The 23989-nt window shown below is 63.0% G+C and carries 24 protein-coding genes and 1 pseudogene; 11 read left to right on the top strand and 14 right to left on the bottom strand.

Annotated elements, in window-relative coordinates; all coding sequences use genetic code 11:
• Positions 1-190: 190 nt before the first annotated feature.
• The gene (locus TK06_RS03415) at positions 191-1087 is read right to left on the bottom strand and encodes a LysR substrate-binding domain-containing protein (protein ID WP_063320823.1); all 897 of its coding nucleotides are present in this window, start codon (positions 1085-1087) and stop codon (positions 191-193) included.
• A 90-nt stretch (positions 1088-1177) separates the two neighbouring features.
• Here TK06_RS03415 and TK06_RS03420 point away from each other — a divergent pair, with 90 nt between their 5' ends.
• The 3 genes and pseudogenes from TK06_RS03420 to TK06_RS03430 all read left to right on the top strand — a co-directional run bounded on the left by TK06_RS03420 (position 1178) and on the right by TK06_RS03430 (position 5456).
• Positions 1178-2593 (top strand): MFS transporter, encoded by a 1416-nt coding sequence (locus TK06_RS03420; RefSeq protein ID WP_063320824.1) that lies wholly within the window; start codon positions 1178-1180, stop codon positions 2591-2593.
• Positions 2590-3864 (top strand): glucarate dehydratase family protein, encoded by a 1275-nt coding sequence (locus TK06_RS03425; RefSeq protein WP_063320825.1) that lies wholly within the window; start codon positions 2590-2592, stop codon positions 3862-3864. The genes TK06_RS03420 and TK06_RS03425 overlap by 4 nt, the downstream gene beginning before the upstream one ends.
• Before the next feature lie 406 nt (positions 3865-4270).
• Positions 4271-5456, top strand: a pseudogene (locus TK06_RS03430) (porin).
• Between the two features lie 209 nt (positions 5457-5665).
• Here TK06_RS03430 and TK06_RS03435 read toward each other — a convergent pair.
• From TK06_RS03435 to TK06_RS03485, 11 genes are all read right to left on the bottom strand, one after another.
• Positions 5666-7162: a nitrite reductase gene (locus TK06_RS03435; RefSeq protein WP_063320826.1), complete on the bottom strand. Its 1497-nt coding sequence runs from the start codon at positions 7160-7162 to the stop codon at positions 5666-5668.
• Positions 7159-8001, bottom strand: coding sequence for a uroporphyrinogen-III C-methyltransferase (gene cobA, locus TK06_RS03440; RefSeq protein WP_063320827.1), 843 nt, complete (start codon positions 7999-8001; stop codon positions 7159-7161). The genes TK06_RS03435 and cobA overlap by 4 nt, the downstream gene beginning before the upstream one ends.
• Positions 8002-8041: 40 nt before the next feature.
• On the bottom strand, positions 8042-9220 hold the full coding sequence (gene nirJ, locus TK06_RS03445) for a heme d1 biosynthesis radical SAM protein NirJ (RefSeq protein ID WP_063320828.1): 1179 nt from the start codon (positions 9218-9220) through the stop codon (positions 8042-8044).
• 28 nt (positions 9221-9248) lie between these two features.
• Complete coding sequence (locus tag TK06_RS03450; protein ID WP_063320829.1) at positions 9249-9785, bottom strand: Lrp/AsnC family transcriptional regulator; 537 nt, start codon at positions 9783-9785, stop codon at positions 9249-9251.
• Entirely contained in the window at positions 9760-10203 is a 444-nt protein-coding gene (locus TK06_RS03455; protein WP_063320830.1) for an Lrp/AsnC family transcriptional regulator, read from the bottom strand. Before TK06_RS03455 ends, TK06_RS03450 begins: the two co-directional genes overlap by 26 nt.
• Complete coding sequence (locus TK06_RS03460; protein WP_063320831.1) at positions 10196-10708, bottom strand: Lrp/AsnC family transcriptional regulator; 513 nt, start codon at positions 10706-10708, stop codon at positions 10196-10198. The genes TK06_RS03455 and TK06_RS03460 overlap by 8 nt, the downstream gene beginning before the upstream one ends.
• Entirely contained in the window at positions 10705-11163 is a 459-nt protein-coding gene (locus TK06_RS03465; protein WP_063320832.1) for an Lrp/AsnC family transcriptional regulator, read from the bottom strand. Before TK06_RS03465 ends, TK06_RS03460 begins: the two co-directional genes overlap by 4 nt.
• A 2-nt stretch (positions 11164-11165) precedes the next feature.
• A complete protein-coding gene (locus tag TK06_RS03470; RefSeq protein ID WP_063320833.1) occupies positions 11166-12344 on the bottom strand; it encodes a cytochrome D1 domain-containing protein in 1179 nt (392 codons plus the stop codon).
• Positions 12341-12670, bottom strand: a complete 330-nt coding sequence (locus tag TK06_RS03475) for a c-type cytochrome (RefSeq protein WP_063320834.1) — start codon at positions 12668-12670, stop codon at positions 12341-12343. Before TK06_RS03475 ends, TK06_RS03470 begins: the two co-directional genes overlap by 4 nt.
• 190 nt (positions 12671-12860) lie before the next feature.
• Entirely contained in the window at positions 12861-13169 is a 309-nt protein-coding gene (locus TK06_RS03480; RefSeq protein ID WP_063320835.1) for a c-type cytochrome, read from the bottom strand.
• A 24-nt stretch (positions 13170-13193) separates the two neighbouring features.
• A complete protein-coding gene (locus TK06_RS03485; RefSeq protein WP_063320836.1) occupies positions 13194-14873 on the bottom strand; it encodes a cytochrome D1 domain-containing protein in 1680 nt (559 codons plus the stop codon).
• Positions 14874-15140: 267 nt separating this feature from the next.
• On the opposite strand from TK06_RS03485, the gene TK06_RS03490 reads away from it, so the two are divergent.
• The 6 genes from TK06_RS03490 (at position 15141) to TK06_RS03515 (ending at position 20855) form a co-directional block, all read left to right on the top strand.
• The gene (locus TK06_RS03490) at positions 15141-15875 is read left to right on the top strand and encodes a CbbQ/NirQ/NorQ/GpvN family protein (RefSeq protein ID WP_371856181.1); all 735 of its coding nucleotides are present in this window, start codon (positions 15141-15143) and stop codon (positions 15873-15875) included.
• Positions 15859-16443 carry a cytochrome c oxidase subunit 3 family protein gene (locus TK06_RS03495; RefSeq protein ID WP_063320837.1) on the top strand — a complete coding sequence of 195 codons (585 nt, stop codon included), beginning with the start codon at positions 15859-15861 and terminating at the stop codon, positions 16441-16443. Before TK06_RS03490 ends, TK06_RS03495 begins: the two co-directional genes overlap by 17 nt.
• 12 nt (positions 16444-16455) lie before the next feature.
• Positions 16456-16713, top strand: coding sequence for a cytochrome C oxidase subunit IV family protein (locus tag TK06_RS03500; protein WP_063320838.1), 258 nt, complete (start codon positions 16456-16458; stop codon positions 16711-16713).
• 250 nt (positions 16714-16963) lie between these two features.
• Positions 16964-17404, top strand: a complete 441-nt coding sequence (locus TK06_RS03505; RefSeq protein WP_063320839.1) for a c-type cytochrome — start codon at positions 16964-16966, stop codon at positions 17402-17404.
• A 3-nt stretch (positions 17405-17407) separates the two neighbouring features.
• Positions 17408-18835, top strand: coding sequence for a cbb3-type cytochrome c oxidase subunit I (locus tag TK06_RS03510; RefSeq protein WP_063320840.1), 1428 nt, complete (start codon positions 17408-17410; stop codon positions 18833-18835).
• 181 nt (positions 18836-19016) lie between these two features.
• Positions 19017-20855, top strand: a complete 1839-nt coding sequence (locus tag TK06_RS03515) for a nitric oxide reductase activation protein NorD (RefSeq protein WP_063320841.1) — start codon at positions 19017-19019, stop codon at positions 20853-20855.
• A gap of 4 nt (positions 20856-20859) precedes the next feature.
• On the opposite strand, the gene TK06_RS03520 is transcribed toward TK06_RS03515, so the two are convergent.
• A complete protein-coding gene (locus TK06_RS03520) occupies positions 20860-21060 on the bottom strand; it encodes a hypothetical protein (RefSeq protein ID WP_063320842.1) in 201 nt (66 codons plus the stop codon).
• Positions 21057-21740 carry a Crp/Fnr family transcriptional regulator gene (locus tag TK06_RS03525; protein ID WP_003202487.1) on the bottom strand — a complete coding sequence of 228 codons (684 nt, stop codon included), beginning with the start codon at positions 21738-21740 and terminating at the stop codon, positions 21057-21059. Before TK06_RS03525 ends, TK06_RS03520 begins: the two co-directional genes overlap by 4 nt.
• Positions 21741-22306: 566 nt before the next feature.
• On the opposite strand from TK06_RS03525, the gene TK06_RS03530 reads away from it, so the two are divergent.
• Both TK06_RS03530 and TK06_RS03535 read left to right on the top strand, forming a co-directional pair.
• Positions 22307-23497 carry an NnrS family protein gene (locus tag TK06_RS03530; RefSeq protein WP_063320843.1) on the top strand — a complete coding sequence of 397 codons (1191 nt, stop codon included), beginning with the start codon at positions 22307-22309 and terminating at the stop codon, positions 23495-23497.
• A 25-nt stretch (positions 23498-23522) separates the two neighbouring features.
• A complete protein-coding gene (locus tag TK06_RS03535; RefSeq protein ID WP_063320844.1) occupies positions 23523-23960 on the top strand; it encodes a hypothetical protein in 438 nt (145 codons plus the stop codon).
• The last annotated feature ends 29 nt before the right edge of the window (positions 23961-23989 follow it).

The raw sequence follows: 23989 nt of genomic DNA on the forward strand, positions 1-23989 counted from the left end.
TCAAAAGAACATCGGGGGATGGCCAACAATGTGGCGAGGGAGCTTGCTCCCGCTGGGTTGCGCAGCAGCCCCAGGAATCGGCACTGAGGTGTGTCAGGTTTATTGCGTTGTCTTTTTGGGGCTGCTTCGCAGCCCAGCGGGGATAAATCCCCTCGCCACAGGGGGGGGGCTTTTAGCTGTGGTGGTGTATTCACAGGCCCTCGCGAACCGCTCCCCGAATCCCTTCCAGCAGCATGGTGAACGCCGGGTTGTCGTTGTCCTGGCGCCACACCAGGTGCAACTCGCTTTGAACCCCTTCGCCCAGGTCGATCTCGCGAAACACCACCTGCTTGAACACCACGCTGCTGGCGCAACGCGGCACCAGCGCCAGGCCCATGCCGGCATTGACCAGTGCCAGGATCGTCAGCGACGACCCCAGCCATTGCACGAATTGCGGCGCGACCCGGGCCGAGCGCAGCATGCCGGTGAGCAGTTCGTTGAAGGGCGGGTAGGCGGCGTGGGAGTACATGAGGAACGGTTGGGCGTCCAGATCCTGGACGCTCACGGTCTCGGCGCTGGCCAGCGGATGTCCGGCAGGCACCGCCAGTACGAAGGGTTCGCGCACCAGGCATTCGGTGGCGTAGCCGGTCTCCAGCAGTGGCGAGCGGACGATGCCCAGGTCGATGCGCCGAGCGCGCAGGGCTTCATGCTGCTGGTAGGTGTTCATCTCCGCCAGGACGATTTTGACCTGGGGCTGTTTCAGCCGGGCCTCGGCAATCACCTTGGGCAGAAACTCGTACACCGCGCTGCCGACGAAGCTGATGGTCACCGAACCGATGTCACCCTGGGCAAAGCGCCGGGCGGCGATGGCGGCTTGTTGGGCCTGTTCCAGCAGGTTCTGCGCTTCGATGAAAAACGCCCGGCCGGCGGCAGTGAGCGCCACGCTGCGGGTGCTGCGGGTGAACAGTTCGACGCCTAAGTGATGCTCCAGCAATTGGATCTGCCGGCTCAGCGGTGGCTGGGTCATGTTCAGGCGTTCGGCGGCACGACGAAAGTTGAGTTCGGTCGCCACGGTGGTGAAGCAGCGCAGCTGGGCCAGTTCAAACATTGATTCAATCCAGGTATCAATCAAGTGCCAAGTTAGATTAGACGGGAACAATCCCCCGCGTCCATCATCGGCCCGTTCCCCACAAAAACAATGATCGGGAGGCACCCCTTGAATAACGTAACGGACTCCACCCATGACAGCACCCTGGCGCTTGCGGCGGCCAAGGTCAAACGTCATGTACTGCCGTTGGTGGTGGTGATGTTCATCGTCAACTACATCGACCGGGTCAACATCGGTTTCGTGCGCAGTCACCTGGAAACCGACCTGGGCATCGGCGCTGCCGCCTATGGGCTTGGCGCCGGGTTGTTCTTCGTCGGCTACGCCCTGTTTGAAGTGCCGTCTAACATGCTGTTGCAACGCTACGGCGCGCGGGCCTGGCTGACGCGCATCATGTTCACCTGGGGCGCGGCGGCCATGGCCATGGCTTTTGTGCGCGGCGAAACCAGTTTCTATGTACTGCGCTTCATCCTCGGCGCGGCGGAGGCGGGGTTCTTTCCCGGCATCATCTACTACTTCACCCAATGGCTACCTGCCAACGAGCGCGGCAAGGCGATGGCGATCTTCCTGAGCGGGTCGGCCATCGCGTCGGTGATTTCCGGCCCGGTGTCCGGCGCCTTGCTGCACATCAGCGGGATGGGGCTGCATGGCTGGCAATGGATGTTCCTGATCGAAGGTTTCGCCTCCATCGTGCTGTGCGGGTTTGTCTGGTTCTGGCTGCAATCGCATCCGAGTCAGGCGAAATGGCTGAGCAGTGAAGAGAAAACCGTATTGATCGCCGCTATCGCCGAAGAGCAACGGGCCCGGGAGGCGGCCCAGGTGATCAAGCCGTCGATATTCAAATTGTTGGCTGACCGGCAGATCGCGCTGTTCTGTTTCATCTACTTTTCCATCGCCCTGACCATCTACGGTGCCACGTTCTGGCTACCGAGCATGATCAAGAAAATGGGCAACCTGGGAGACTTCCAGGTCGGCTTGCTCAACTCCATTCCGTGGATCATTTCCATCATCGCGATGTACGGCTTTGCCGCCCTGGCCGGCAAATGGAAATTCCAGCAGGCCTGGGTCGCGGTGACGCTGGTGGTCGCTGCGTTCGGCATGTTCATGTCCACCACCGGCGGGCCGATCTTCGCCTTCGTGGCGATCTGTTTTGCGGCGATTGGTTTCAAGGCGGCGTCGGCGTTGTTCTGGCCGATTCCCCAAGGCTACCTGGATGCACGCATCGCGGCGGCGGTGATCGCCTTGATCAACTCCATCGGTAACCTCGGCGGTTTTGTGGCGCCGACGGCCTTCGGTTTCCTGGAGCAGACCACCGGTTCCATCGAGGGCGGCCTGTATGGGTTGGCCGCCACTTCGCTTGTCGCCGCCGTGGTGATCTTTTTCGCTCGCACCGCACCGAAGCGCGATACCCCGAACTCACTGTCCGGCCGGCCCGAAGCCGTTGCCGAAGCCAGTCAGTCGCAAACCTCTCAAGCCTTGAAACCTGGCCCATCGGGAGCCGCTGTATGAAGATCAAACGCGTCACCGTCACACCCATCGCTTTTCGCGATCCACCTTTGCTCAACGCCAGCGGCATCCATGAGCCGTTCGCGTTGCGCTCGATCATCGAGATCGAGAGCGACAACGGTTACATCGGCCTGGGGGAGAGCTACGGCGATGCGCCGGCCTTGGCGATCCAGCAGCAGTTGCAGAGCCAGTTGATCGGCCTGGATCCGTTCAACCTCAACCAGTTGCGGTCTATCGTCCAGGCGACCGTCGCCGCGCAGAAACCGGTGAGCATTGCCGGTGCCGAACTGGCGCCGGGTTCCCACGCGAGCAAGGCGGTGAGCAATGCCTATTCGGCGTTCGAAGTGGCTTGCCTGGATTTGCAGGCCCATTACCTGAACGTGCCGTTGGTGGACCTGCTGGGCGGCGCGATCCGCGACGAGATTCCGTTCAGCGCCTATCTGTTTTTCAAGTACGCCGAGCACATCGATTCGCCGTACCCGCCCGACAGTTGGGGCGAGGCGCTCAACGAACAACAGATCGTTGCCCAGGCCCGGCGGATGATCCAGGACTATGGCTTCAAGAGCATCAAGCTCAAGGCCGGCGCTCTCGATCCGGAGCATGAAGTCGCCTGCATCAAGGCGCTGAAACGGGCATTTCCCGGCTATCCGTTGCGCATCGATCCCAACGGTAACTGGTCCCTGGAAACCTCGATTCGCATGGCCGAGCTGCTGGGAGATGACCTGCAGTACTACGAAGACCCGACACCGGGGCTGGAGGGAATGGCCGAGCTGCACAAGCGCACCGGGCTGCCGCTGGCGACCAACATGGTGGTCACCGATTTCGATGAGTTCCGCCGTAGCGTGGCGCTGGACAGCGTGCAGATCGTACTGGCGGACCATCATTACTGGGGCGGCCTGCGCGACACCCAGGCCCTGGCGAAAATGTGCAGCACCTTCGGCCTTGGCGTGTCGATGCATTCCAACTCGCACCTGGGCATCAGCCTCATGGCCATGGCCCACGTAGCGGCAGCGGTGCCGAACCTGGACTACGCCTGCGACACCCATTACCCGTGGCAGGAGCCGGATGAAGAAGTGATCAAGGGTGGCAAGCTGCCGATTGTCGACGGCTGCGTGAAGATCACCCGGGCGCCGGGCCTGGGCTTGGAACTGGATCGGGATCAACTGGGCAAGCTGCATGACCAGTTCCTCAGTTGCGGCATCCGCCAGCGCGACGATGTGCGGCAGATGCAGCGTTACCGGCCGGAGTGGAAGACCGTCAAGCCGAGGTTCTGAGGAGACAGCGAGGGGGCCTGCTGCGCAGGCCAGCGGGAGCAAGCTCCCTCGCCACAAAAGCTGGATTTGACTTCAATTTTGAGTGTGGGTGCGACCCCAGTGGCGAGGGAGCTTGCTCCCGCTGGGCTGCGCAGCAGCCCCAAACCAAACAACTCGCTATGACTGACCAATGAGTTGATCCTCCCAGCCCACCCAGCGGCCCACACCCAAAGTACCGCGCCCGTCGGCAAGGCAGTCTTACACCCAAGCTATCGCACCCGCCAGCCTCGCCGTCTTACACCCAAACTGCCGCGCCGGGCCGGCGCTTCCAAAGCACCCGCCAATTGCCTCCAAGGCAGCGTATGACACGCCCTGGCGCCTTTCGATAATCGCCTCCGACATCCCGTCCCCTGTTGCGGAGCGCGCCATGCACAACAATAAAAATACCCGCCAACGTTTTTTGCCTGCGGTCATCGTAGGTGTTTCGAGCCTGGGCCTGATGCCTTGGGCCAACGCCGAAATCATGCTGTACGACAAGGACCAGACGACCTTTTCCACCGACGGCTACATCAACGCCTTTTACGTCAACAGTGACGTCGACCGCGCGGGTGAGCAGTACGACCGTCGGCAGGCGCGGGTCAAGATGGGTTTCTTGCCCAACTACCTGGGCTTCAACATGGGCAAGCAGGTCGATGACCTCAAGCTCGGTGCCCGGGCCTCGTTCTGGGTGACCATCAACGACAGTGAAACCAATGGCACCGACACCGCCATCGACGTGCGCCAGTTCTACGGTACCGTGGCGAACCCGGAGTGGGGTGAGGTGCTGATCGGCAAGGACTTCGGCCTGTTTGCCCGCTCCAACATCCTGCTGGACGAGTTGCTCGCCGGTTACGGTCAGGTCAGTGACAGCCTCGGTTTGGTGGACGGCGGTGGCGTCTCGTTCGGCAACATCGGCAGCGGTTATCCGTATCCGTTCCCGACCTCGCAGATCACCTACCGCACGCCGGTGATGGAGGGCTTGCGGGTGGCGGTGGGGATCATGGACCCGGTGGACACCAACGACAACAGCGCCACGGGCAAGGCCTATCAGGAAAACCCGCGCACCGAGAGCGAGATCACCTATCAGTTCGATCTGGGCGGGGCGAAGATCTACAGCTGGCTCAACGGCAGCTACCAGACCTCGGACAACACCGACTCCACCGTCGAATCGGTCACTTCCAAGGGCCTGGGGTATGGTGTGCAGGCCAAGATGGGCGGGTTGTCGCTGACCGGCTCGGGGTTCCAGGCCAAGGGCATCAACCCGTTCTTCACCAACAACGCCGGTGAAGCCACCCTGCGCAATGTCGACAGCAAGGGCTACCTGTTGCAGGGCTCCTACAAGCTGGGCAAGAACCGCCTGGCGTTGTCCTACGGCAAGACCGATGACGACGGCAACGGTGTGGTGGGCAGTGGCGCCGATTACGAAACCCGTGGCATCGCGCTGTTCCACGACATCAACGACAACCTCAAGCTCGTGGCCGAGTACAACCAGTTCGAAATCAACGGCCACGACACCAGCGCCCAGAACGAAGACACCGATACCTTCGCGGTGGGGGGCGGTGCTCACCTGGTAAGGGTGACCCCCCTTCAACTGAGATGTGTCAGGTCGGCTTTTGGGGCTGCTGCGCAGCCCAGCGGGAGCAAGCTCCCTCGCCACAAGAGCAGTGTTCGACTTCATTTTTGAGTACGGTGCAATCCTGTGGCGAGGGAGCTTGCTCCCGCTGGGGCGCGAAGCGGCCCCGAGACTGATTGATATTGGGGGCTGCGCATCAGCCCCCTTTTTTCAGTGTGACGTCCCCTCGGCGAACTCGATCTTGTTGCCGACGTTGTACTTGCCCGACGGCTTGTTCATGGGCAGGCGCTTGATTTCCTCGAGGGTGTTGCTGTCGTAGACAATCAGCGCGCCATCGGTATCCCAAATGCTCAGCAGCAGGTAGCGGCCGTCGCGAGTGAACTCGACGTGGGCGGCGGTTTTGCCGGGCATGGGCCGTAGGGTGTGGGCGATTTCCAGGGTCTGTTTGTCGATCAGGTGGATGGCATCGTTGTCCGGGCCGAAGAACACGTCGGTCCAGGCGTAGCGGGAATTGGCATGGCTGCGCAGGAAGAAACCCGGCCCCAGGGTAGGGATCTGCTTGATGACTTTCCAGGTGTCGAAGTCGATCACCGAGATCAGCCCCTTGCTGATGTTGGGTGTGGCGAACACCCAGTGCCCATCGCGTTTCCAATAGGTCCCCGAGCCCAGGTGCGGCATGCCCGGCAGTGCGATGTCGGTGACGATCCGCCCTGTGTCGAGGTCGATCACCTGTCCGCCCTGGGCCTTGCGCGAGGTGGCGAGCAACTGCCGGTAGTCGGGCGAGAAGGAAAAATCGTCGAGGTAATCCTCGGCCTCGATACGCCTGGGCACAAAATCCGGATTCGGGCCGGTGGACAGCTCCCAGACCTCTTTCACATCTTTCAAGGCGACGATGAAGCTGTTGCGCGGCGGCGCGGTATAGACCGCACTGACCCGCGACGCCTGGCCGTCCAGCCCCACCGTTGCAACGGTCTTGACCAATGACAGGTCGCGGGCATCCAGCACCACCAGGTTGCCGGGCAGGGTGTTGCCCACCAGCACCCAGCGCCCGTCCTTGCTCACCGCCAGGTTGCGGGTATTGAGCCCGGCTCGCACCTCGGCGATGAGCGTGAGGTTGTGCAGGTCATACAGGCTGATCCAGCCGTCCCGGGAGGCGAAATAGACGAAGCGTCCGTCCGGCGAAAACTTCGGTCCGCCATGCACCGCGAAATGTGAGGCGAAGCGCGCCAGGACCTCGAAACGATCCCCGTCGACGATATTGATGTGATGATCGCCAGCCTCCACCACCACGAACAGGTTCAGCGGATCGGCATGGTGCTGGGGTTTGTCGGGCAGGGTCGCGACATCCGCCAGCAGGCGATGGCTGTGGCGAGTGTCGTCCTCGCTCCAGGTCGGTTCGACGGCAGGCGGACGTTGGAGATAGTGGGTCAGGCCATCGATCTGCGCGGGCTCCAGCACCGCGCCGAATGCCGCCATCTGGCTGGCCGGACGGCCGTTTTCGATCACCTGGCGAATTTCGTCGGGCTTGATCCGACTCAGGCTCTGGGGCAACAGCGCCGGCCCGGCGCCGCCGATGCGATTGACCCCGTGGCATTGCTGGCAGTGTTGCTGGTAGTTCTGTTCGGCCAACGCCAGCTCCGGTTCAGGCGCCGTGGCGCCGTGGACGGCACCGATCCATAGTAATGGGGCAAGCCAGCCGATCCTCATGAGGCCACCCTCGCGACAGTTGGCTGGAGCGGTAGGGCCGGGTGCAGGCGGGCCGGATGCTCCAGCAGTTGATGGGCAAACAAGCCAACCACCTTGCCGATTACCGTCAAGGTCGGCAGGCCTTCGGCGCACGTCAGCGCCATCTCTGGCAATTGCTGGAGGGTGCCGCGCAAGACCTGCTGGTCGGGGCGTGTGCCGTTGCTGATCAGCGCCGCCGGCGTATCAGCCGCCAGGCCCGCCGCGATCAGTTGTGCGGCGATGGTGCCGAGGTTTGACAGACCCATGTAGAACACCAGGGTCTGGCTGTCATCCGCCAGGCTTTGCCAGGGCAGGTTCAAGTCACCTTCGCGTTGCAAATGACCGGTGATGAAGCGACAGGAATTGACCAGGTCGCGATGGGTCAGGGGAATGCCGGCATAGGTGCTGCAACCGGCCGCGGCGGTGATGCCGGGCACGACTTGGCAATCGATACCGCGGGCCAGCAGATACTCCAGTTCCTCGGCACCGCGACCGAAGATGAACGGATCACCGCCCTTGAGTCGCACCACCCGCTGTCCCTGGTCGGCCAGGTCGGCCAGCAGTTCGTTGATCTGTGGCTGGGGCAGGCTGTGGCAACCGGCGGCCTTGCCGACGTAGTGGCGGGCGCAGGTCAGGGGGATCAGACTGAGCAATTGCGAGCTGATCAAGCGGTCGTAGACCACCGCGTCGGCCTGCATCAACAGGCTCCAGGCGCGCAATGTCAGCAGGCCCGGGTCACCGGGGCCGGCGCCGACCAGGGCGACTTCACCCGGTCTGAAGGACGATTGCAGGGCAGCGGGCAAAACGATGGAGGCAGGCATGGGACTTCCTTGGTTCGGTATCAGGGGCGCCGTCGGTTGATCAGGCGCAGGGCATCGCAACGCTGGGGATCGCGCGCAAGCCGATTTCTTCGTCGCTGAGGTGGCAGCCGGGGTCTTGGCCCCACAGGTCACCGTCGGCCCAGGCCCGGGTGCGGGTATTGCCGTTGCAGATCGCCAGCCAGCGGCATTGCCCGCAGCGACCGCCAACGGCCCGTGGGTGTTCGCGTAGCTTCAGCAGCAGGGCATCGGGGCGATTGAGCCAGAGCGTCTTGAATGGTGTCTGGCGGACATTGCCCACCGAGTGCTGCCACCAGTACGTGTCGGGGTGAACCTCGCCGGTATTGTCGATGTTGGCGATGCCGCTACCCGACGCGTTGCCGCCCCAGGCTCGCAGCATCTGCTCCAGTGCGGCGCAGTGTTGGGGCAGACGCCGGGCGACCCATTGCAGCAGCAGGATTGCGTCGGCGTCGTTGTTGCCGCTGACGAAGTCACTGTCACGGCCTTGTTCGATGTCGCGCCAGGCCCGTTCGAAGATCAAGGCCATGGCCTCGCGGCTCATCTGTTGCTGGGCATCGAGCTTGCGACTGCGCTTGCCCCGGCCGCTGTAGTTGAGGTGCGACAGGTAGAATTTCTGTACGTCGTACTCATTCATCAAATCCAGCAAGCGCGGCAACTGGGCATGGTTTTGCTGGGTGAGGGTGGTGCGCAACCCGACCCGGATGCCTTGCTCGCGGCAAAGCCGGATGGCCGCCATGGAGCTGGCGAAACTGCCCTTGAGCTGACGGAATTCATCGTGGGTCGCTTCCAGTCCGTCGATGCTGATGCCCACGTAATCGAAGTTCGCCGCGGCAATCTGTTCGATATTGGAAGCGTCGATCAGCGTGCCGTTGGTGGACAAGGCGAGGAAAAAACCTTTGTCGCGGGCATAAGTGCTGAGTTGGAACAGGTCCTCGCGCAACAGCGGTTCGCCGCCGGACAGGATCAACACGCGCACGCCGGCATCGTGCAGGTCGTCGATGACCTGGAGCGCCGCCGGGGTGTCCAGTTCATCGCGAAACACGCTATCGGCCGACGTTGCATAGCAGTGCTTGCAGGTCAGGTTGCAGCGCCTGAGCAGGTTCCAGATCACCACCGGCGGGCGACTGCCGCCCGGTGGCGCGACACGTGGGGCGGGGCAATGCCCGGCCAGGGCTCGCAGGTAATGGCTGATCCTCAACATAAGGCGCTCCTTCAGTCGGCGTGCGGGTTCAGCGCGAGGCGGGTGACAGGCGCAGGCCGGTTTTTTTCAGGATGCGGCTGCTCACCAGCATGTCGTCGGCGGCGCAGGCGTCCCCCAGCAGGTAGCGCAGGTGTTCGCGGTAGCTGTCGATTTCTTCGCGGCTGCGGCCATGGACCATGGCGAACAGGTTGTAGCGCCAGCCGGGCTGGCGCGGGCGCCGGTAGCAGTGGCTGACGAAGGGCTGCGCCCCCAGCAGGGCGCCGAGACGCGAGATGTCGGCATCGGCCACGTCCCAGACCGTCATGCCGTTGTGGCGATAGCCCAGGCGATAGTGATTGGGCACGGCGGCAATGCGGCGGATCGCACCGTCGGCCTGCAGGCACTTGAGCAGGTCGAGGGTGGATTCCACGCTCAGTTCCAGTTGCTCGGCCAGCCAGGCCCAAGGGTCTTCGAGCAAGGGCAGGCCGGCCTGGGTCAGTTCCACCAGGCGCAGCGCCAAGGGTGTTTCATCCAGCCGTGGCGGTGCTTGCCACAAAGACTCAGACGGGGAAATACAGGCCGACATGGTAGGTCTCCTCTTTGGGCAGGTTCAGCGGCACCAGGCCGGTCAGGTGTTCGATGCGCAGCAGGGTGTCGTTGATCGCCTGTTCGCTGGGGCAGGCGAGCACGAACCACATGTTCCAGGTGTGCTCGCGGCGGTAGTTGTGGGCGACCTCGGGCATGTCCGCGAGCAGTTCGGCGATGGCCTCGAAGCGCTGTTCGGGCACCGCCAGCGCCGCCAGGGTGAACGCACCGCCCAGGCGATCGATATCGAACATCGGGCCGAAGCGGGTGAGTACACCGTCGTTGAGCAACTCATGCAGGCGATCGAGCAATTCGCTACTGCTGCTGTCCAGCTCTTGGGCCAGGGCCTGCCAAGGGTGGCGCACCAGCGGCAGGCCAAGTTGCAGGCGATTGATCAGGCGGCGGTCCAGGTCATCCATCGATATGGGCTCCGACCGGGGCGGCGTAACGTGCGCCGCATTGCTTGAACAGGTGTGTGCTGAACAGCAACTGGTGGGGCAAGTCGTCCAGCCGGTGTTCTTCAAGCAGCGCCTGGATCTGGGCCTCGACACGGTCGCGCTGGCGACCGTGGATCATGCAGAACAGGTTGTACTGCCACTGGGGCAGGCGCCTGGGGCGTTGGTAGCAAAGGCTGATGCCGGGCGCTTGCCCGAGGCGACGCCCGACTTCATCGACCAAGGCGTCCGGCACGTCCAGCACGAGCATGGCGTTGGCGGCAAACCCCAAGGCGCGATGGTTGACCACCAGGCCGACACGGCGGAACAGTCCCTGTTCATGCCAATGCTGCACCTGTTCGAGCACCTGTTGCTCGCTGGCCTCGATCTGCTCGGCCAGGGCCTGGAAGGGGCGCGATGTCAGGGGCAGGCCGGTTTCCAGCAAGCGGCGCAGTGCCAGTGACTGTTGTTCGCTCAGGGCGTTTTTCATGGGGTGGCCTCCAGGGCAAAGCCCAGGTCGATGCGATAGGCGGTCAGCATGGGCAGGTCCAGTGGCGTGAGACCGGTGTCGTTCTCCAGTTCCTGGAGGATGTTTTCCAGGTGGGCGCGGTTGGGGCCGGTCAGCACGAACCAGAGGTTGTAGCGATGTTCGCGGGCATAGTTGTGATTGACTTCCGGGTATTGGCTGATGCGTGCCGCCACCTGGTGCAAGCGCTCTTCGGGTACGGCCAGAGCGGCCAGGGTGCTGGCCCCGGCCCGGGTGTGTTCGAACACCGGGCCGACCCGCGACAAGGTCCCGGCCACTTGCAGGTGTTGCAGGCAGTCGATGACCTGGGCTTCGCTGCAGCCCAAGGTCTGGGCCATGGCCCGATAGGGCTCGGCGCACAACGGCAGGCCATGCTGGAATTGATCGATCAGGCGCCGGGCCAGTGAGCTGGAGGTCATGGTCAGTACCCCGGCTTGTGCGCGCGGCTGCTGAAGAAAATGCCGCTGGGGCTGAGGGCCGGCAGGCTGCTCAGGCGCTCGAGCCGATACGGGTTCCAGACCTGGACCTCGCCACCGTCCCGGGCAGACAACCACAACTGGTCACCCCGCGCGGTGAACTCCATGTGCAGCACCGCCGGGCCTGGCCGCAGATCCGCGACGATGGCGTGGGTCTGGGTGTCGATGACCTGGACGCGGTCGTTGTCCGGGTAGGCGAAGTTGACCCACAGCTGCCGACCGTCCGGACGCGCCGTGACGAATACTGGTTGACCGGCCACGGCGATGGCGTCGGTTTGTTGCCAATCCTGGGCGTTCATCACCAACACCTGGTGATGCCCGACCGCAGGCACGAAAGCTTGCTGGTCGGCCATGGCCCAGCCTTCCAGATGCGGCATCTTGTACACCGGGAGCCGCTCCTGGCCGCGACCGTAATGCCCCAGTACCCGTTTCACCCCAAGCTCCGGGTGCCAGAGATCGAGTTGGGCCATGCCGTCTTCACCGAACAGGCCGGCCATGTAATAACGCCCGTCCGGGGTGATCAGGGCATCGTAGGGTTGCTGGCCGATAGCGGTGAACCGTTCGATGCGCGGGGTGAGGCCTTGGCTGAAGTCGGCGGTCCAGATCTCACCCGTGTCGAACAGGCTGAACACGAAGCGTTGCCCCGGTGCGTCCACCAAGCCGACCACCCGTGAGCGCTTTTGTCCGCCGGGCAATGGTGTGGCCGGGATGTCGGCGACCTGTTCCAGGGTCCGGGCATCGAATACCTTGACACCGCCGGGCTCGTAGTTGGAGACGGCGATCAGCTTGCCGTCCTGGCTGATTGCACCGCCGATGCTGTTGCCGCCCTGGATGATGCGCCGCTCGATGCGCGCACTCAGCAGGTCGACTTTGCTCAGGCCTCCATCGCGGCCGAACACGTAGGCGTAGCGTTGGTCGCGGGAGAACACCACCGAGGCGTGGGACAAGTCGCCCAGGCCTTCGACGCGGCCCAGGGCGGTGCGGGTGTCGCTTTCAATGATTTGCAGGCTGCCGGTGGCGCGCTCCACCACCACGCCCAAATCGCCGGTGCCGCGCAACGGTGTCTGGGCGCAACCGCAGAGCAGCAGGGCGATGGCGGTGGAGGAGAGGACAGAACGGATCATGAGGCGGGTTTTCCTTGAAGGAGCCGGTCCACCAGCCAGCGGATGTCGTCGGGTGCAAGCAACGGTGCCCAACCGGGCATGGCGCTGCCGGGCCGTCCGAGGGTGACGGTGGCGATGAGGCTGTCGCGGGATTTTCCGGCCAGGGCTCCGTGGGTCAGGGGTGGGCCGAGGCCGCCGGTCATGTACAGGCCGTGGCAGGCGCCACAATCCTGGTCCAGCAGGTGTTGCAGCTGGGCCTGGCGCTGGCTGTCGGGAGCGGCCAGCACGCAGGACGAAAAAACGAAGAGGAGAGCCGTCATCGAGATTGCAGCGCTGTGTCGTTCCATGACGCCTCCTGAATTAAAGTCGTGCGCGGTCCTGTGGCGAGGGAGCTTGCTCCCGCTGGGCTGCGAAGCAGCCCCGATAACGACCTGACGACTCAGTGTGTCAGGCAAAACCAGGGGGGCTGCTGCGCAGCCCAGCGGGAGCAAGCTCCCTCGCCACAGGGTTTGTGTCAGACAGGTCTCCCTGCCGGGTTTATTTAAGGGTCAAGACCCACGCCGCGAGGATCTTGGCTTCCTCTTCCGTCACGGGGTTGGCCGGCATTGGCATCGGTCCCCAGTTGCCTTGCGTACCTTCCTTGATGTGCTTGGCGAGCAGATCCTGTGCTCCGGCGACGCCGGCGTTTTTCGCCGCGACGTCCTTGAGCGCCGGGCCCACCACCTTGGTATCAATGGAGTGGCAGGCCGCGCAGGGCTTGCTCTTGAACAGCGTCGGGCCGTCTTGCGCCAACGCCGGCAGGCTGTAGGCGGCAGTCAAGGCCAAGGCAATCAGAATAGGCTTCATGGTTTTTCCTCTTATTGATGGGGCTCAATAGATGTCGTGTTGGGTGTTGTAGACGTTGAATTTCCCCGTCGGGGTGATCAGGCGTTTGTCCTTGATCACGTTCTTGACCTTGAGGGTCTTGTCGTCGATCACCACCAGGGCCGACTCGTCTTCCTGACCACTCCAGACCGAGAACCAGACCTCGTCGCCGGCCTTGTTGTATTCCGGTTGCACCACACGCAGCGCGCCTTTCTTGATACCGGCGTACTCGGCAATCGGCAGCACGGTGTAGCCGGCGTCGAGCTTGTCGATATTGAACACCGCTACCGACTGGCTGAGCTTGGCGTCGGGGCTGAGGGTGGTGTCGACATACAGATGACGAGACGCGGGGTGAGTCTTGATGAACAGCGAACCGCCACCCTGGCCCTGGAGCGAACCGACCTGTTTCCAGGCGTATTGCGGGTGATTGACCGGGTCGGTGCCGATCAGCGAAACGCCGGCATCGCCCAAGTGGCTGGTGGCCCAGACCGGTCCGTAGAGGGGGTGGTTGAAGTTGGCGCCGCGTCCCGGGTGCGGGGTCTTGCCAACGTCCACCAGGGCGGTGAGCTTGCGTTCCTTGGAGTCGATCACCGCGACCTTGTTGGAGTTGTTGGCGGCCGTCATGAAGTAGCGATGGCTGCTGTCCCAACCGCCGTCATGCAGGAACGGTGCGGCGTCGATGCTGGTGATGGTGAGGTTCTTGATGTCCTGGTAATTGACCAGCATCACCTTGCCGGTTTCCTTGACGTTGACGATGAACTCCGGCCACTCGTGGGAGGCGATGATGGCCGCGACCCGAGGCTCGGGATGGTACTGCTGGGTGTCGACGGTCATGCCGCGGGTCGAGACGATCTGCTTGGGCTCCAGGGTCTCGCCGTCCATGATGGTGAACTGCGGCGGCCAGTACGAGCCGGCGATGGTGTACTTGTCTTCGTAGCCCTTGAACTTGGAGGTTTCCACCGAGCGAGCCTCGATGCCCACCTTGATTTCCGCGACCTTGGTCGGCTCTTTCGGCCACAGGTCGATCATGTCGATCTTGGCATCCCGGCCGATCACCAACAGGTAGCGACCTGACGCCGAGATGCGCGAGATGTGCACCGCATAACCGGTGTCGATCAGCTTGACGATCTTCTTGCTGTCGCCGTCGATCAGGGCAATCTTGCCGTCGTCGCGCAGGGTCACCGAGAACAGGTTCTGCAGGTTGAGCGTACTGATCTGTTTGGTCGGCCGGTCTTCAGGCTTGACCAGCACTTTCCAGGTCTTGCAGGTTTCCGCCATGCCCCATTCCGGTGGCGTCGGCGGGGTGTGCTGGATGAACTTGGCCATCACCGTGATCTGGTCTTTGGTCAGGGCATTGGAGGTGCCCCAGTTCGGCATGCCGGCGGCCGAACCGTAGGTGATCAGCGCCTCCAGGTAGGCTTGGCCGCGCGATTGGGTGATGTCGGGTGTCAGCGGCTTGCCGGTGGCGCCTTTGCGAAGCACACCGTGGCAACCGGCGCAGCGCTGGAAGTAGATTTCCTTGGCCGTGTCGAAGTCGGCCTGGCTCAGGTCGGGCGCGCCTTCGGTCTTGACCACGCGGGGTTGCTCCGGCGCGGCGGTTTGGTCGGCGAAGGCGTGGGGGGCGGCCAGCGCTGTACACAGCGCCGTGACCCGCAGGGCCCACGATTTTTTGTGGCTGATCAGCATTCCATTTCTCCTCAGGCGTGACCCGCGCTGCGCTGTAATTGACGTTCGGCGCGCAGGTTCTTGGTGCGGTGCAAGGCTATGCCCAGGCCGGTGGTTAGCCGCTTGACGGCGATCAAGTTTGCCGGCCGCAGCCCTTGCCAGGTTGTCGCAGGGCACCGTAGCGTGGCCTGCAATCGTGTTGTCCGAGCAGGTCTTGCCATGAACGCTATCCACACTTTGCAGCACCCCGACGAACCCTTTTATCAACCCCAGGACAACGAGCAGGCGATGTTCGAGCAGGCCTGGCATCACGGCATGCCGGTGCTGATCAAAGGCCCGACCGGCTGCGGCAAGACCCGTTTCGTCCAGCACATGGCCCACCGCCTGAAACTGCCGCTGTACACCGTGGCCTGCCACGATGACTTGAGCGCGGCCGACCTGGTGGGCCGTCATCTGATCGGCGCCCAGGGCACCTGGTGGCAGGACGGGCCCTTGACCCGGGCGGTGCGCGAGGGCGGTATCTGTTATCTGGATGAGGTGGTCGAAGCGCGCCAGGACACGGCCGTGGTGTTGCACCCGCTGGCCGATGATCGTCGGCAGCTGTATCTGGAACGCACCGGCGAAGTGCTGCAGGCGCCGCCGTCCTTCATGCTGGTGGTGTCGTACAACCCCGGTTACCAGAACCTGCTCAAGGGCATGAAACCCAGCACTCGCCAGCGTTTCGTGGCGATGCGCTTTGGCTATCCGGCGGTGGCCGATGAAGAGCGTATCGTTGCCCGCGAGGCGGGCGTCGATCTGGCCCTGGCGGCTCAGGTGGTGCGATTGGGGCAGGCGCTGCGCCGGCTCGATCAGCATGACCTGGAGGAAGTTGCCTCGACGCGCCTGCTGATTTTCGCCGCGCGCATGATCGGCTCCGGCATGGACCCGCGCCAGGCCTGCCTGGCGTGCCTGGCCGAGCCATTGAGTGACGACCCGCAGACCGTTGCAGCGTTGATGGATGTGGTCGATGTCCACTTTGGCTGAAACCGTTGCCGTGCCCCGACGTTTGCCCGGGGACCTGGCGATGTGGTTTTTCATCCTCGCCGAGTTGTCGGTGTTCGCGTTGTTGATCCTGACGTTCACCGTCGCCCAGGCGTTGTACCCACAGACTTTCAGCGAAGGCCGGCAATTGCTGGACCGCTCCACGGGCCTGGCGATGACCCTCAGCCTGCTGACGGCCGGGTTGTTCGCCGCCCTGGCCCAGGAGCAGGTCAGGCAAGACCGGCCACGTCGGGGGGCGTTGTTGCTGTGGGTGGCGTTGCTGCTTGCTTCGGGCTATGTGGGGATCAAGCTCACGGAGTACGCCCATCTGTTGGCGAACGGCCTGGGGATGGAGCACGACACCTTCTTCACCTTGTACTGGATCCTCACGGGGTTTCATTTCCTCCATGTGCTGCTGGGCATGGTGATCCTTGGCTGGCTGGCCGAGGGCTGCCGGCGCCGTCGCTATGGGGCGCAGCGCAACAGTGGGCTGGAATCCGGCGTGCTGTATTGGCACATGGTCGATCTGGTCTGGGTGCTGCTGTTCCCGGTGGTCTACATCCTTGATTGAGCGGAGGTGCTCATGTCGGCTTCCCGTGTCTTGATTGCTTGCTGGATGACGCTGGCCGTGCTGAGCACCGGCACCGTTGCCCTGGGCCAGATCGCGGCTGCCGGGCTGGTGTCCATCGCCATCCTGGTGGTCGCGGTGACCAAGGCCTGGCTGATCGCCGACGGCTTCATGGAACTGCGCCATGCGCCGCGCCTGTGGCGCGGGTTGATATTGAGCTGGGCGGTGCTGTTGGCGGTGCTGATCGCCTCGACACTTCTGTCAGGCACATAACCCGTGGCGAGGGAGCTTGCTCCCGCTGGGCTGCGCAGCAGCCCCATTCGTAACAACCTCACTCTACCTGACACACCGTGCCGGCAGGTTTTGGGGCCGCTTCGCGACCCAGCGGGAGCAAGCTCCCTCGCCACGGGATCGGTGCTGCAGGAACAACCCACCAAAACCATCGGAGATTCTTGATCGCCATCAAGCGGTTTCCGACCCCTCGCTTCCTAGAATGAACACGCCAAGCAATGAGGAAGTGACCATGTCAGATACTTTCACCAAAGGCATGGCCAGGAATATTTATTTCGGGGGAAGCATCTTCTTTTTCCTGATATTCCTGGCCCTGACCTACCACACGGAACAGACCTTTCCAGAACGCAGCAACCAGGCGCAATTGACGGAGTCGGTGATACGCGGCAAGGGCGTCTGGGAGCGCAATAACTGCATCGGCTGCCATACCCTGCTGGGCGAGGGCGCGTATTTTGCGCCGGAGCTGGGCAATGTGATCAACCGGCGCGGTGGCGATGAAGCCTTCAAGCCGTTCCTGCAGGCCTGGATGAAAATGCAGCCGCTGAACGTTCCGGGGCGTCGGGCCATGCCGCAGTTCAACCTGAGCGAGCAGGAGGTCGACGACATCGCCGAGTTCCTCAAATGGAGCTCGAAAATCAATACCAATGGCTGGCCGCCAAACAAGGAGGGCTGAGAGATGAGCATGGCTAATCCGCATCTGAAATTCGCCTCGCAGGCCGTTGCCAAACCCTACTTCGTGTTTGCCCTGATGCTGTTCCTGGGGCAGGTGTTGTTCGGTTTGATCATGGGGCTGCAATACGTGGTCGGCGACTTCCTGTTCCCGCTGATCCCTTTCAACGTGGCCCGCATGGTCCACACCAACCTACTGATCGTCTGGCTGCTGTTCGGCTTCATGGGCGCGGCGTATTACCTGATACCGGAGGAGGCCGACCGCGAACTGCATAGCCCGAAACTGGCGCTGTTGCTGTTCTGGGTGTTCGCCGCCGCTGGCGTGGCGACGATCCTGGGCTACCTCTCGGTGCCTTATGCAACGCTGGCGAAGTTCACCGGCAACGACTTGCTGCCGACCATGGGGCGCGAGTTCCTGGAGCAGCCGACCATCACCAAGATGGGCATCGTGGTGGTGTGCCTGGGGTTCCTCTACAACATCGGCATGACCCTGCTCAAAGGTCGCAAGACCACGGTCAGCATGGTGATGATGACCGGGCTGATCGGCCTGGCGGTGTTCTTCCTGTTCTCCTTCTACAACCCGGAAAACCTCGCTCGCGACAAGTTCTACTGGTGGTGGGTGGTGCATCTTTGGGTCGAAGGTGTCTGGGAACTGATCATGGGTTCGATGCTCGCTTTCGTCCTGATCAAGATCACCGGCGTGGACCGCGAAGTGGTCGAGAAATGGCTCTACGTGATTATCGCCATGGCACTGATCACCGGGATCATCGGCACCGGCCACCACTTCTTCTGGATCGGCGCACCCGAGGTCTGGCTGTGGGTGGGCTCGATCTTCTCGGCGATGGAACCGCTACCGTTCCTGGCCATGGTGGTCTTCGCCTTCAGCATGGTGAAAAACCGTCGTCGGCAACACCCGAACCGCGCCGCCACGTTGTGGGCCAAGGGCACCACGGTCACCGCGTTCTTCGGTGCGGGCGTCTGGGGTTTCCTGCACACCCTGGCACCGGTCAACTACTACACCCACGGTTCACAACTGACTGCGGCCCACGGTCACCTGGCCTTCTACGGCGCCTACGCAATGATCGTGATGACGCTGATCAGCTACGCCATGCCACGCTTGCGTGGGTTGGGTGAAGCAGCGGACGAACGTTCCCAGCGGTTGGAGATCTGGGGCTTCTGGTTGATGACCTTGTCGATGGTGATGATCACCTTGTTCCTCACCGCTGCCGGTGTGGTCCAGGTGTGGTTGCAACGCTGGATGACGGATGGCAGTGCCTTGCCGTTCATGGCCACGATGGATCATTTGAAGCCGCTGTTCTGGGCACGACTGGTCAGCGGTATCGGGTTCCTGGCCGGGTTGCTCTGCTACCTGTTCAGCTTCCGTCAACGTGGCCGTGCGGCCCTGCGGGCACCAGCGGCGGTGGTGCCTTCGTGAGTCACCACAGCGACTGAGCCGGACTCATTTGTGGTGAGGGGATTTATCCCCGTTGGGGCGCGAAGCGGCCCCCTACATCCTGTCTGATGCACCGCAGCAGCAGACATTTTGGGGCTGCTTCGCAGCCCAGCGGGGATAAATCCCCTCGCCACAATGGGTTCGGCTTAAGAGGAGAATAACCATGGCATTCACCCTGGAGCTGGAAGAATGGGTCGGCAGTGTCTGGCACCGTTTCATCACCCGTCGGGCCAGTGCTGATTTTCCTGAGGCCCGGGTCGAGCTGGTGCCCCGGCAACGCTCGTTGCAGGTGCTGTTTCGCGCCACTGGCGGTGCGCCTCACCTGGGGGTCGAAGCGGTCAGCGACCGCGATCTGTTGTTGCGTCGCAACCTGTTGCAGCAGATTGCCGGCACCTGCAAGCAAGTGCCCCTGGCCTGTTGCGATGGCGATAACCTGCGGCTGCCGGCGAGCCTGGCGACATTCCCCGATGTCGGGCTCAACGAAGAGCTGTATCGCTGGCTTGCGTTGCTGGCCGCGCAGTCGGGGCCGATGAAGCACTGGGGACGGGACAATCAACGCTGGACCCTGGCGGTGTTGAAGCGCTACCCGGCGCTGCGCCCTCGCTACCGGCGACTGGTGGAGGCGCACCTGTCCCTGCGCCCCGATCCGGCCACGCTCAACCCGGCCGAAGCCGCCTTGGAGCGGGCGTTGTGCCAGGCCTTGCGCGAACCGGGCAGTGTCGAACATTTTCCACGCAGCGAGCGGGCGGCCTGGCCGTTGCCGCTGTGGCTCTACCCACCCCAACACCTGGCCAATCCCCAGGCCGCCAACCTTGAGGAGTCCGAGCAATACCTGGCGACGCCGCCCGGTGAACAGCAGGGCGGGCGCAAGCGCGCCGAGCGAATCGACGACACCACCCGTGACGGTGGGCTGCTGATCGTGCGCCTGGAAAACCTGTTCAGTTGGACCGAACACGTGGACCTGGATCGCTGGGCGGACGACAGCGAAGACCCGGACGCCGCTCGCGTCGCCGAGGACCTGGACCAGTTGACCTTGTCACGTACCCGCATACGCAAGGGCGGTGGTTTGAAACTGCACCTGGACCTGCCGCCGGCCGATGTGGATGACCTCCCGTTGGGCGCAGGCATCCTGTTGCCGGAATGGGATTACCGCAAGCAACGACTGCAGGACGACTTCGTCAGCCTGCAAACCTTTACCCCTCGCGATTGCCAGCCCCAGCCGTTGCCCGCACGCCTGCGAAGCTCGGCCCAGCGCTTGCGTCGCCAGTTCGAACACTTGCGCAACGATCGCCAATGGTTGCGCCAGCAAACCCAAGGCTCGGAACTGGACCTGCAAGCCTGGCTGGATTTCCACGTCGAGCGCCAGCATGGGCAGTGCAGTGAACGCGGGCTGTTCATGGACCAGCGTCAGACCCGCCGCGACCTGGCCTGCCTGCTGTTGGCCGATCTGTCGATGTCTACCGATGCCCACCTCAACGACGAACACCGGGTGATCGACGTGATTCGCGACAGCCTGTTGCTGTTCGGCGAAACCCTGTCGGTGCTGGGGGACGATTTTGCCTTGTACGGGTTCTCTTCCTTGCGCCGCCAACAGGTGCGCATGCATGAACTCAAGGCCTTCAACCAGCGTTATGACGACCACACCCGGGGGCGGATCCAAGGGCTCAAGCCCGGTTACTACACGCGCATGGGCGCGGCGATTCGCCAGGCCACGCAACGGTTGGCGGGCTGCAAGCGGCGGCGCAAATTGTTGTTGCTGCTCAGTGACGGCAAGCCCAATGACCTGGACCTCTACGAAGGACGCTACGGCGTGGAAGACACCCGCCAAGCGGTGCTGGAAGCCCGGCGCCAAGGGCTGACGCCGTTCTGCATCACCATCGATCGCGAAGCGGGGGATTACCTGCCGTACATGTTCGGGGCCAACGGCTACACCTTGATTCGCCAGCCCGAGCAACTGCCGCTGCGTTTACCGCAGTTGTACCGGCAATTGACTCAGGATTGAGGGCTCAGGCGATGCTGCGCGGCAGCCAGAAGAACATGACGATGCAGAAGATCGTCAAGCCGACACAGAACCAGGTGAAGCGTCGCAACCGACGCTCGCTGGCCTTTGCGGCCTCGACTGGCAGGGGCATGCCGCACTGGCGACATTCGGTTTCGTGTATCGGGTTGGCTTGTTGGCAATACAGGCAAGTGGGCTGCGCGCTCATTCGAATTGCTCCAGGCGCAGGCGATCGAGAATGGCGATCTGGCGACCGTCCTGGGTGATGATTTTTTCATCGATCAGGCGCCGGATGATCCGCGAGAAGGTTTCCGGCTGGATCGACAAGTGCCCGGCGATCAACTGCTTGGCCATCGGCAATTCGAATTGGCTGTCCACGGTTTGCAGGCGCACCAGTTGCGTCAGCAGGTAGCGCACCACACGGTGAGTGGCGTTCTTCAGTGACAGGGTTTCAATCTCGTTGACCCGTTGGTGCAGGCGTACGCAGAGCTTGCCGAGCAGGGCGAAGGTCAGCCGGCTGTTGCTTTGCAGCAGGCGCATGTAGGTAGCGTTGGACAGCCGGTATACCTGGGTCGGGCCGACGGCTTCAGCGGACGCGACGTAGTTGGGGGTGTCCATCAGCATCATGGCTTCGGCGAAGGTCTGGCGCTCGCCGATCACCTCGAAGACCTTTTCCTGGCCATCCGGGGTCAGTCGGTAGATTTTCACGGCACCGGAAATCACGAAGTAAAACGCCTGCGCCGGCTCTCCCTGGCGGAACAGCGGATCGCCCCGGTCGATGTTCAGCAGTTGGCTGTTGCTCATCAATTCGTTGAGCTCTTCTTCGTTCAACGGCTCGAACAGGTGATGGCTGCGCAGAATCTGGTGATGGACGCGGTGGAGCACCATGGCATGGAATCCTTGTAAGGGCGAAAGAGGTGGTCGGGGTCAGACCAGGCTCAGGGACAGGCCGCTGGCCAGCGCCACGACGCAGGAGAGCAAGACGAACCAGGTAAACGGCAGAACGACGGATTTCATGGGTGACCCCGACAAGAAAGGTGATGCCGTGCCTGAGCAAGAGACGGGCCATGCCTGCGGGCGTTGATTCATGGGACGTTAGAGTCAGTGAGGGTAAAAATGACCCTGGCGCAATCAGGTTAAAACAACCACGAAAGGGTCATAAGTACCCCGTTAGGCTACAGTCCCTGTGGGAGCGAGCTTGCTCGCGATGGCGTCGGATCAGTCAGTATTGAGTTGTCTGGCCCACCGCCATCGCGAGCAAGCTCGCTTCCACAGGGGGGGTAGGGGTATTTAGCGAATGGCTCGACCCGGTTCGGCAAGCCCCTTGCAAGTGACTGGTCGAGGCACCTGGCTGGCTTGATCTGAGACAAGGCCTGCCAGCGCCGATAGCCGATCATTCGAACCCTGGTTTGTCGTACTTCGCTGGCGGTTCAGCGAGGCAAAAGGAGTGATGTATGCAAGTGCTTGACCGTCGTAAGGCCATGGCCATTCTGCCGCTGTGGCGCCTGGCGTTTCGGCCGTTCTTCCTGGCGGGCTGCGTGTTGGCGCTGTTGGCCATTCCCCTGTGGCTGCTGGCCTTCACCGGGCGCTTGTCGACCTGGCAGCCGGCCGGCGGCTGGTTGGCCTGGCATCGGCATGAACTGTTGTTCGGTTTCGGCCTGGCGATCATTGCCGGGTTCCTGCTGACGGCGGTGCAAACCTGGACCGGAATCCCCGGCCTCAGCGGCAAGCGCCTGGCAACGCTGGCGTTGTTGTGGCTGGGCGCGCGGCTGGCCTGGTTGGTGGATGCGCCCTGGCCGTTACTGACGCTGCTGGAGCTGGGTTTTGCCCTGGCGGTCGCCGCGCTGATGGGCGTGATGTTGTGGCGTGTGCGGCAGAAGCGCAATTACCCAATTGTGCTGGTATTGCTGCTGTTGGCCGCCGCCGATGCGTTATCCGTATACGGCCTGGTGCAGCACGACGAGGGCTTGCAACGCCAGAGCGTGCTCACCGGCCTGTGGCTGGTGGCGGCGATGATGGGGTTGATCGGCGGGCGCGTGATTCCATTCTTTACCCAGCGCGGCCTCGGTCGGGTCGAGGGCGTTACCCCTTGGCCGTGGCTCGATCGCCTGTTGCTGGCAGGGGCGGCGCTGGTGGCGTTGTTGTATGCCTTCGGTCCGGCGCTGGTGACCAGCGTCTGGGTCGGCCTGTTGTTCGCTGCGTTGGCGGTGGGCCACGGGATTCGGCTGGTGCGTTGGCATGATCGGGATTTGTGGCGGGTGCCGCTGCTGTGGTCGTTGCACCTGGCCTACGCCTGGCTGGCGGTGGCTTGCCTGGGCATGGCGCTGTGGCACTTCGGCGTGCCAGTGAACCCGAGCCTGGCGGTGCATGGCCTGACCATCGGCGCCATGGCCGGGTTGATCCTGGCGATGGTTGCCCGTGTCAGCCTGGGCCATACCGGGCGCGCCCTCGAGCCGCCGACGGGCATGACCCTGGCGTTCATCCTGCTGAACCTGGCGTGCCTGAGCCGCGTGCTGTTGGTGCTGCTGTTGCCGTTGGCCGGGCTGTGGCTGGCGGCGCTGTGCTGGACACTGGCGTTCGGTCTATACGCCTGGCGCTATGGGCCGATGCTGCTCAAGGCTCGGGTGGATGGGCATCCGGGATGAGCCGACTGGGCAGAGGGAATCGATAATGTACGGGGTCTTGCTGGTTACCCACCTGTTGGCGGCCATCGCCTTCATTGGCACGCTGTTTTTCGAGGTCTTCATCTGGCATGGCGCCCGTCGGCCGTTGGCCCAAGGCGTCAAGGACGCTGCCGACCAGGCCATCGCCCAGCGCTCGCGGCACGTGCTGCACGGCGTCGTGCTGGTGCTGTACGGCGCCGGCATGGCCCTGGCCTGGCAGCATCGCGGCGCATTGAGCCAGCCGTTGAGCAACAGCTTCGGCCTGCTGCTGAGCCTGAAGATCCTGCTGGCCCTGAGCATCATCGGTCACTATTTGTGGCTGGCGTACTGGCTCAAGCGCGGTCGCCTGACGCCGAACCGAGCCTGCTGGTTGCGTCGCAGTATCCTGGGGCACATGGTGTTGATCGTGGTGTTGGCCAAGGCAATGTTCTATTGGCAGTTTTGAGCAGGGATGAGAGCAACGAATGCCTGTGG

This window comes from Pseudomonas fluorescens, assembly GCF_001623525.1.
Classification (GTDB): domain Bacteria; phylum Pseudomonadota; class Gammaproteobacteria; order Pseudomonadales; family Pseudomonadaceae; genus Aquipseudomonas; species Aquipseudomonas fluorescens_Q.

Excerpts from the sequence above, each read along its gene's own strand:
- TK06_RS03415 (WP_063320823.1), bottom strand. The coding sequence starts at position 1,087 with ATGTTTGAACTGGCCCAGCTGCGCTGCTTCACCACCGTGGCGACCGAA.
- TK06_RS03420 (WP_063320824.1), top strand. The coding sequence starts at position 1,178 with ATGATCGGGAGGCACCCCTTGAATAACGTAACGGACTCCACCCATGAC.
- TK06_RS03425 (WP_063320825.1), top strand. The coding sequence starts at position 2,590 with ATGAAGATCAAACGCGTCACCGTCACACCCATCGCTTTTCGCGATCCA.
- TK06_RS03435 (WP_063320826.1), bottom strand. The coding sequence starts at position 7,162 with ATGAGGATCGGCTGGCTTGCCCCATTACTATGGATCGGTGCCGTCCAC.
- cobA (WP_063320827.1), bottom strand. The coding sequence starts at position 8,001 with ATGCCTGCCTCCATCGTTTTGCCCGCTGCCCTGCAATCGTCCTTCAGA.
- nirJ (WP_063320828.1), bottom strand. The coding sequence starts at position 9,220 with ATGTTGAGGATCAGCCATTACCTGCGAGCCCTGGCCGGGCATTGCCCC.
- TK06_RS03450 (WP_063320829.1), bottom strand. The coding sequence starts at position 9,785 with ATGTCGGCCTGTATTTCCCCGTCTGAGTCTTTGTGGCAAGCACCGCCA.
- TK06_RS03455 (WP_063320830.1), bottom strand. The coding sequence starts at position 10,203 with ATGGATGACCTGGACCGCCGCCTGATCAATCGCCTGCAACTTGGCCTG.
- TK06_RS03460 (WP_063320831.1), bottom strand. The coding sequence starts at position 10,708 with ATGAAAAACGCCCTGAGCGAACAACAGTCACTGGCACTGCGCCGCTTG.
- TK06_RS03465 (WP_063320832.1), bottom strand. The coding sequence starts at position 11,163 with ATGACCTCCAGCTCACTGGCCCGGCGCCTGATCGATCAATTCCAGCAT.
- TK06_RS03470 (WP_063320833.1), bottom strand. The coding sequence starts at position 12,344 with ATGATCCGTTCTGTCCTCTCCTCCACCGCCATCGCCCTGCTGCTCTGC.
- TK06_RS03475 (WP_063320834.1), bottom strand. The coding sequence starts at position 12,670 with ATGGAACGACACAGCGCTGCAATCTCGATGACGGCTCTCCTCTTCGTT.
- TK06_RS03480 (WP_063320835.1), bottom strand. The coding sequence starts at position 13,169 with ATGAAGCCTATTCTGATTGCCTTGGCCTTGACTGCCGCCTACAGCCTG.
- TK06_RS03485 (WP_063320836.1), bottom strand. The coding sequence starts at position 14,873 with ATGCTGATCAGCCACAAAAAATCGTGGGCCCTGCGGGTCACGGCGCTG.
- TK06_RS03490 (WP_371856181.1), top strand. The coding sequence starts at position 15,141 with ATGTTCGAGCAGGCCTGGCATCACGGCATGCCGGTGCTGATCAAAGGC.
- TK06_RS03495 (WP_063320837.1), top strand. The coding sequence starts at position 15,859 with ATGTCCACTTTGGCTGAAACCGTTGCCGTGCCCCGACGTTTGCCCGGG.
- TK06_RS03500 (WP_063320838.1), top strand. The coding sequence starts at position 16,456 with ATGTCGGCTTCCCGTGTCTTGATTGCTTGCTGGATGACGCTGGCCGTG.
- TK06_RS03505 (WP_063320839.1), top strand. The coding sequence starts at position 16,964 with ATGTCAGATACTTTCACCAAAGGCATGGCCAGGAATATTTATTTCGGG.
- TK06_RS03510 (WP_063320840.1), top strand. The coding sequence starts at position 17,408 with ATGAGCATGGCTAATCCGCATCTGAAATTCGCCTCGCAGGCCGTTGCC.
- TK06_RS03515 (WP_063320841.1), top strand. The coding sequence starts at position 19,017 with ATGGCATTCACCCTGGAGCTGGAAGAATGGGTCGGCAGTGTCTGGCAC.
- TK06_RS03520 (WP_063320842.1), bottom strand. The coding sequence starts at position 21,060 with ATGAGCGCGCAGCCCACTTGCCTGTATTGCCAACAAGCCAACCCGATA.
- TK06_RS03525 (WP_003202487.1), bottom strand. The coding sequence starts at position 21,740 with ATGGTGCTCCACCGCGTCCATCACCAGATTCTGCGCAGCCATCACCTG.
- TK06_RS03530 (WP_063320843.1), top strand. The coding sequence starts at position 22,307 with ATGCAAGTGCTTGACCGTCGTAAGGCCATGGCCATTCTGCCGCTGTGG.
- TK06_RS03535 (WP_063320844.1), top strand. The coding sequence starts at position 23,523 with ATGTACGGGGTCTTGCTGGTTACCCACCTGTTGGCGGCCATCGCCTTC.